3 protein-coding genes and 1 pseudogene are annotated in these 5,582 nt (G+C 57.2%); all 4 read left to right on the forward strand.

Annotated features, from left to right (window positions below; genetic code table 11):
• The coding region (locus HBN68_RS21770) for a polymorphic toxin type 47 domain-containing protein (RefSeq protein ID WP_178088658.1) at positions 1-2,900 on the forward strand (2,900 nt) is incomplete at its 5' end.
• A gap of 10 nt (positions 2,901-2,910) precedes the next feature.
• Positions 2,911-3,342 carry a DUF6756 family protein gene (locus HBN68_RS21775; RefSeq protein ID WP_169966157.1) on the forward strand — a complete coding sequence of 144 codons (432 nt, stop codon included), beginning with the start codon at positions 2,911-2,913 and terminating at the stop codon, positions 3,340-3,342.
• Positions 3,343-3,624: 282 nt separating this feature from the next.
• Complete coding sequence (locus HBN68_RS21780) at positions 3,625-3,987, forward strand: hypothetical protein (RefSeq protein ID WP_169966154.1); 363 nt, start codon at positions 3,625-3,627, stop codon at positions 3,985-3,987.
• 486 nt (positions 3,988-4,473) lie between these two features.
• Positions 4,474-5,582 (forward strand): annotated as a pseudogene (locus HBN68_RS21785) (RHS repeat protein); the annotation flags it as partial.

Below are 5,582 nucleotides of genomic sequence, written 5' to 3' on the forward strand. Positions count from 1 at the left end.
CGCAGCGCGGCATGAACTTGCAATGGCAAGGCACCGGCCCCGACGCCAAGGCCGTGCGCGAATGGGCCGACGACGGCAGCTTCGACACGCGCCTGGAATGGGACGAAAACATCCGCCTGACCTACGTCACCGACGCCCACGGCAACGAGACCTGGCACTACTACGACATCCTCGGTTACACCTACCGCATCCGCCATGCTGACGGGCGTTCGGAATGGCTGTTCCGCGACGACGCGAAAAACATCCTGCGCCACGTGCATCCCGACGGCAGCACCGACCGCTACAGCTACGACGATCGCAGCAACCTGCTCGAACACATCCGTGCCGACCACAGCGTCATGCACTACGCGTACAACGATCAGGACCAGTTGATCAAAATCCGCGACGCCGAAGGTGGCCTTTGGCTACGTGACTACGACGATCAGGGCAACCTGATTGAAGCCGTCGACCCGTTGGGCAACAAAACCGAATACGCCTACAACGACGCCGGTTTGCCGACCGCCATCAAAGACGCCAACGGCAACGAAAAGACCCTTGCCCACAACGACGCCGGGCAACTGGTGGAGTACGTCGACTGCTCCGGCAAAACCAGCGTTTGGGAGTACAACGACCTCGGGCAAATGGTCTGCTTCACCGATGCGGCGGGCAACAAGACCGAGTACGTGTACAAGGCCGGGCAACTGATCCTGATCACCCACCCGGACAACACCGAAGAACGCTTTAGCCGCGACGCCGAAGGCCGACTGCTGGCCCACACCGATGGCCTCAACCGCTGCACCACCTGGAGCTACACCGCCGCCGGTTTGATCGACGAGCGTATCGACGCTGCCGAACAGACCTTGCGCTATCGCTGGGACCGCCTCGGGCAACTGCTCGCGCTGGAAAACGAAAACCGGCAGCAGGCGACATTCGATTACGACCCGGTAGGCCGTTTACTCAAAGAGATCGGGTTTGACGGTCGCAGCACCCTGTACGAGTACGACCCAAACACCGGCCGCCTGGCCAACACCGTCGACGGCCAGCGCACCACCCACGTCGAGTTCGACCCCACAGGCCGCCTCATCGAACGCACCGCACGCCTGGGCGGCACCACCCAAACCGAAACCTTCGCCTACGACGGCAACGGCAACCTGGCCATGGCCACCAACGCCGACAGCCGCCTGCAATGGTTCCACGACCCGGCGGGCAACCTGCTGCGCGAACACCAGCACTACCTGAGCCTGCAAACCCCGGTGGTTGCCGTGTGGCAGCACGAATACGACGTGCTCAACCAACGCATCGCCACCACCCGCCCGGACGGCCACAAAGTCAGCTGGCTGACCTACGGCAGCGGGCACCTGCTGGGCATGCGCCTCGACGAACACGAACTGATCGGCTACGAGCGTGACGACCTGCACCGCGAAGTCGCCCGCCACCAGGGCAACCGCCTGCTGCAAACCCAACAATGGGACCCGGCCGGGCGCCTGCAAGAACAACTGCTGGGCCGCAGCGACGACAAAACCACCCTGCTCAAACGCACCTATCAGTACGACGCGGCCAGCCAACTGACCGACATCCACGACAGCCGTCGCGGCCCGTTATCGTACCGCTACGACCCGGTAGGCCGACTGCTCAACGCCACCAGTCGGCTGGGCGTCGAAACCTTCGCCTTCGACCCGGCCAGCAACCTGCTGGACGAAAAAACCCAACAGCACCAACGCCCGCTGGACCAGGACGCCAAGCGCAACAAACTGATGGACAACCTGCTGCGCGAATACGCCGGCACCCACTACGACTACGACGAACGCGGCAACCAGACCCGCCGCTGGCACAACGGCCAGCAAAGCCGCCTGCACTGGGACCTGTTCGACCGCTTGGTGCGCTTTGAAGACAACCGACTGCGCGTCGACTACGCCTACGACCCGCTGGGAAGACGCCTCTACAAATACTCCAACGCCCACCACCCACACCGAAACGAAGCGGGCTCGCAGTGGAACCAAAACGAACAGGCCCGCAAACAGCGCGAACTGGGGTGCGGCTTCACCTTATTCGGCTGGGACGGCGACACCCTCGCCTGGGAAAGCAGCCCCGCGCAGGCCGACGGCGCCAGCGGCAAAACCGTCCACTACCTCTACGAACCCGGCAGCTTCGTCCCCGTGGCCCAGGCCCTGCGTCACCAACCGATGCGCCTCTTGGCCCAGCCGAGTTACACCGGCGCCTACGACATCGACCAAGACCCGCTGTGGACGCACACCCCGCAAGCGCTGCCGATAGACGTACTGGCGTGGTACCAGTGCGACCACCTCGGAACACCACAAGAACTGACCGACCACACCGGCCAAATCGCCTGGAGCGCGCAGTACAAAGCGTGGGGTGAAGTCAAAGAACAACGCTCGGAATGGGCACGGCAGAAAGGCCTGACCAACCCGATCAGGTTTCAGGGCCAGTACCACGATCACGAAACAGGGCTGCACTACAATCGGTATAGGTACTATGATCCACGGACCGGACGGTTTGTCAGCAAAGACCCGATCAGCTATGCGGGTGGGTTGAACCTGTATGCGTATGCGCCGAATCCAACGGGGTGGGTTGATCCGTTGGGGCTCGCCAAACTCACTCATGCACCTGACTTTGATACCGCCAGAACACAGGCTTTTAAGAATGCAGGAATGACAAATCCCGAAAATGTCTCATTCTCAAAATATGACCCAGTAACAGGTACGGTAGTTGAGTTCAAAGGAGAGGGTGGAGCCAAAGTTGCATATGATGCACCTCATGCAGACATGGATACAAAGAGCGGACACGATAAACCCCATGTGGGCTGGCAAACTGCTGGTAAACGCGGACGATGTGGCTGCGCTGAGCGAGGAAATATCACCTATGGCGGCCCACAACATCCACATCGCCCCGATAAGAAATAGGAAAATATTTATGAATCAAGCAAACAGCACCTCCCTAAAGTGTGAAATAGAGTCTGCCCTAATGGCAGCAGGCCTAGCCAACAACGAAGTGGAAGACAAAGACCGAGTGCTATCAATAGTAGAAACTACCTTTGTCAAAGACAGACCTAGAGCTTGGTGGTCATCTTTGGCTGTAGCGCCAAAAATATACACTTTCGGCGATAACTCAGGTTATCTACACCTAACCGAGGTGGCACCACCTACCACTGACGACGTTTGGTTCATAGTCGATGAAGACAATGACCAAAAATTTGTATTTAGCCTCCCTCTCTCAGAGATCAAAAACATCATCGAAGAATGTCGATACTTCGAGTACTATATTGTAGATAAGAAACTGAAATGGCTACTTGCAGAGAATGATCACGGAGACCTCATATTTTCCGAGAAAAACTTTGCCCCGTGACCGACCGCCCTCTCCAATAGAATTGAAAGGAGAACGTCCATTGAAGAGCATAGTCTGCCTCGACGATACACAGACCACAGCGGCTTGGTGATCGAATCTTTCTACTGCCGTTATTGAAAATTGGCAAACAAAAACATACGAGGTCACTAGTTTGACAGCAAACAAGAAACAACAACTTGAAAAGGAGATAAATATTAGGCGCGAGGGTGGAATTTTCATTCGAGATAGAGAAGCTAAAAAGCTTGTTCCAGTCATTGGGCTATCACAAACCTTGAGGCTACCTTGAAAATACAAGAGAATCATTCTGCCTGGGGTTCTATAGAGTCCCTAGTTAATACATATAAAATAATGGATGTAGAGGGTAATATTGTGCCTGATATTGAGGCGCAGACTGCAGTAAAGCGAGCACTAACAGCCCGAGTCGAATTTTTTCACAATAACAAGCTGCTTAAAACTAACCCCTTTGATGAAAAAGGAGTGCTGGTGGATAGGCAATACTTTAGGAATGACTTCACTGAAGAAGGGTATGAGCTGTACCGGCAGAAAGTTCCAGCCTGGTTAAAATCGAAAGCTTCTTCTAAGCTGCCACCTGATATGAAAATTCTAGAAAGAGGACTAGCAGTTATCCGTGGAGAGAAAAAATAGCGCCACTTCATCGTAGGCAGACTCGGGAACTGGTCTTGCCCCGGTTTTATGGACATTGAATTAAGGGGTTGTGCGCCCAAACAGCCGAGATTTCCACCCGGCCTTTAACTGCGTATTTTGAGGCTGGATGGCGTTGCCCAAAAGATCTTTTTGCTTGGTGACTACAGGTCTCGATAGATAAACGGATTGCTTGATGTAAAAAACTGTTGTTTATAAATCCGAAAAGGCAACAGGTTACTGGAATTCATTCTCACGAAAATTTCGGCGATTTGGGCGTACAACCCCGAATAATGTTTCTTCTTTTTGGTCGGTCGTGTGCTGTGAAAAAATCTGCCTGACTTACGTCACCGATGCCCACGGCCACGAAACCTAGCACTACTACGAAATCCTCGGTTACACCTACCGCATTCGCCGTCCTGATGACCGCTCCGAGTGGCTGTTTCACGACGACGTGAAAAACATCGTGCGCCACGTCCACCCGTCGACGGCCAGCGCACCACCCACGTCGAGTTCGACCCCACAGGCCGCCTCATCGAACGCACCGCACGCCTGGGCGGCACCACCCAAACCGAAACCTTCGCCTACGACGGCAACGGCAACCTGGCCATGGCCACCAACGCCGACAGCCGCCTGCAATGGTTCCACGAGCCGGCGGGCAACCTGCTGCGCGAACACCAGCACTACCTGAGCCTGCAAACCCCGGTGGTTGCCGTGTGGCAGCACGAATACGACGTGCTCAACCAACGCATCGCCACCACCCGCCCGGACGGCCACAAAGTCAGCTGGCTGACCTACGGCAGCGGCCACCTGCTGGGCCTGCGCTTCGACAAACACGAACTGATCGGCTACGAGCGCGACGACCTGCACCGCGAAGTCGTCCGCCACCAGGGCAACCGCCTGCTGCAAACCCAACAATGGGACCCGGCCGGGCGCCTGCAAGAACAACTGCTGGGCCGCAGCGACGACAAAACCACCCTGCTCAAACGCACCTATCAGTACGACGCGGCCAGCCAACTGACCGACATCGACGACAGCCGTCGCGGCCCGTTATCGTACCGCTACGACCCGGTAGGCCGACTGCTCAACGCCACCAGCCGACTGGGCGTCGAAAACTTCGCCTTCGACCCGGCCAGCAACCTGCTGAATGAAAAAACCCAACAGCACCAACGCCCGCTGGACCAGGACGCCAAGCGCAACAAACTGATGGACAACCTGCTGCGCGAATACGCCGGCACCCACTACGACTACGACGAACGCGGCAACCAGATCCGCCGCTGGCACAACGGCCAGCAAAGCCGCCTGCACTGGGACCTGTTCGACCGCCTGGTACGCTTTGAAGACAACCGGCTGCGCGTCGACTACGCCTACGACCCGCTGGGAAGACGCCTCTACAAATACTCCAACGCCCACCACCCACACCGAAACGAAGCGGGCTCGCAGTGGAACCGAAACGAACAGGCCCGCAAACAACGCGAACTGGGGTGCGGCTTCACCTTATTCGGCTGGGACGGCGACACCCTCGCCTGGGAAAGCAGCCCCGCGCAGGCCGATGGCGCCAGTGGCAAAACCGTTCACTACCTCTACGAACCCGGCAG

The sequence above is a fragment of the Pseudomonas sp. WS 5078 genome (assembly GCF_012985745.1).
Lineage (GTDB): Bacteria > Pseudomonadota > Gammaproteobacteria > Pseudomonadales > Pseudomonadaceae > Aquipseudomonas > Aquipseudomonas lundensis_A.

What these genes read in the sequence shown, in the direction of transcription:
- HBN68_RS21775 (WP_169966157.1), top strand. Translation starts at nt 2,911, where the DNA reads ATGAATCAAGCAAACAGCACCTCCCTAAAGTGTGAAATAGAGTCTGCC.